Genomic DNA, 2,230 nt, shown 5'->3' with positions numbered 1-2,230 from the left:
CATAATTCACTGTCCCATTATCTACGACGATTACCAGTCCAGCACTTAAAGCAGAGTCAGCTGTCCAGATGGCACTATTTTCGCCTATTGAAGCATAAAAGCGATTCCCAGACCAACCTTCGTCAGTAAACCTAATTCGAGTTCCTGCATCAACATTTTCAAGTAATACAAAGGCAAATCTTTCTGGATCATCAGTTTGGTAGGCAAAAATAGATAAACAGCCATTTGATAATAAGGTTCCTGGCCATGGTTCTGGATTTTGAGTAACTGTAAAGCTAGGGAAGGCAGCAGGCCAAACCAGGCTATTGCTTAATAACCAATTCTGAGGATCATTCAACTCCCGCCTCAATTGAGCTTTATTTCCTGTCGTAATACAACCTACAAATCGACCATTTTCCTGATGAAAATCTAAATCATGCCCAAAGGCTGTTGATAGTAAACCCAGAGAATTGGGCAATCGAGAATAGTCTTCATTAGCTGCGCCAGCATTGGATAGCCAACGTCTAGTTGCAAGGCCGGCTATAAAACGGGGATTTCCAATATCCCCTTGATATGCCAGAATATTATCTCCTGCTGCTGCTCCCGTATTATTTAGCAAATTTAGATTTCCACATAATGAACCATAGTTAACGCTCCCATTGTCCACTACTACTACTACTCCAGCACTTAATGCAGAATCTGCTGTCCAGATAGCACTATTTTCCCCTATTGAAGCGTAAAAGCGATTCCCAGACCAGCCCTCATCAGTAAATCTAATTCGAGTTCCAACAACTACATCTTCCAATAAAACAAAGGCAAAACGTTCAGGATCATCTGTTTGATAGGCTACAAAAGCTATATCACCTGCTGCCAAAGTAGTTCCTCGGCCAGGGCAGTTCTGGTTTGTTACAGTGAAGGTAGGAAAATTAGCAGGCCAAACTAAACTATTGCTTAATAACCAATTTGAGATCATTCAACTCCCGCCTCAATGAGCTTTATTTCCTGTCGTAATACAACTACAAATCGACCATTTTCCTGATGAAAATCTAAATCATGCCAAAGGCAGTTGAAATAAGGCAAAGATTAGGCAAACGGGATAGTCTCATTAGCTGCGCCAGCATTGGATAGCCAACGTCGGTTGCAAACAGCTAGGAACGAGGATCCATATCCCTTGATAAGCAAGGATATTATCTCCTGCTGCAGAGCCGGTATTATTTAGCAAACTTAGATTTCCACATAATGAACCATAGTTAACGCTCCCATTGTCCACTACCACTACTACCCTGAACTCAATGCAGTCAGCTGTCCAGATAGAACTATTCTCACCTACAGCTGCATAAAATCGACTTCCAGACAGCCCTCATCAGTAAATCTAATTCGTGTCCCAGCAACTACATCTTCATAAAACAAAGGCAAAACGTTCAGGATACTGTTTGATAGGCTACAAAGCTATATCACTGCTGCCAAAGTAGTTCCCGGCCAGGGTTCTGGTTTTGCGTTACAGTGAAGGCAGGAATTAGCAGGCAAACAACGAATTCTTCTTCCCCAGTTCTGAGGATCATTGATCTCACGACGAAGCTGAGCTTCGTACCTTTAGTAAAAACCTCTATAAAATCCGTATCTGCATGAGAATCTATGTCCATCCCAAAGCAGTATTAAAGAGTCCTAAGGTATTAGGTAAGACAGAAAAATCTTCATTACTCGAATTAATTGCACCAACCATCGTCTAGAACCAATAGCTGCGACAAAACTTGGATTCGAACTTGCTCCCTGGAAAGCAATTATCTGATCCCGAGCCATTACTAGTTCCATTTAAACCATCCAGCTTCCCTACAACCGATCTAAATTTGCCTGGATTGGTAGCGGTTCCCTGAACTTCTATACTGATGACTGTCCCGGCTGATATAGCTGAAGTAGAAGTCCAGGTACAAGTACTTTCATTTAGGGTGGTATATAAGGCTGAACCATTCCAGCCACTATCGGTAAACTTGATTTTTGTATTCGCACTAATATCTTCTAACAGGACAAAGGCAAATCGATCAGGGTTGTCCATTTGATAAGCAATGAATGCAATGTCGCCGGGGATTAAGCTGGTTTGGGCAACATTTCTATGGGGAATAAATATAAACAGACTCAGATAGATAAAAATTTTGGGATATCTGAACTTTTTTGGAGTAAAAAATGATTTCATATCTTTTAGTTTAAGGAATTAACTTATTGTGGATAATGGTTTTAAGAGAGAGTAGCTGCA

At 41.0% G+C, this 2,230-nt stretch carries 1 protein-coding gene and 1 pseudogene; both read right to left on the bottom strand.

Features of this window, described 5'->3' with window-relative positions:
- A pseudogene (locus tag D5R40_RS32325) lies at positions 1–952 on the bottom strand (hypothetical protein); the annotation flags it as partial.
- Between the two features lie 753 nt (positions 953–1,705).
- Complete coding sequence (locus D5R40_RS32320) at positions 1,706–2,170, bottom strand: hypothetical protein (RefSeq protein ID WP_124155831.1); 465 nt, start codon at positions 2,168–2,170, stop codon at positions 1,706–1,708.
- Positions 2,171–2,230 lie beyond the last annotated feature (60 nt).

The sequence above is a fragment of the Okeania hirsuta genome (genome assembly GCF_003838195.1).
In the GTDB taxonomy this organism is placed as follows: domain Bacteria; phylum Cyanobacteriota; class Cyanobacteriia; order Cyanobacteriales; family Microcoleaceae; genus Okeania; species Okeania hirsuta.
This window is presented reverse-complemented; position numbering and strand designations above follow the sequence as displayed.

Excerpts from the sequence above, each read along its gene's own strand:
- D5R40_RS32320 (WP_124155831.1), bottom strand. The coding sequence starts at position 2,170 with ATGAAATCATTTTTTACTCCAAAAAAGTTCAGATATCCCAAAATTTTT.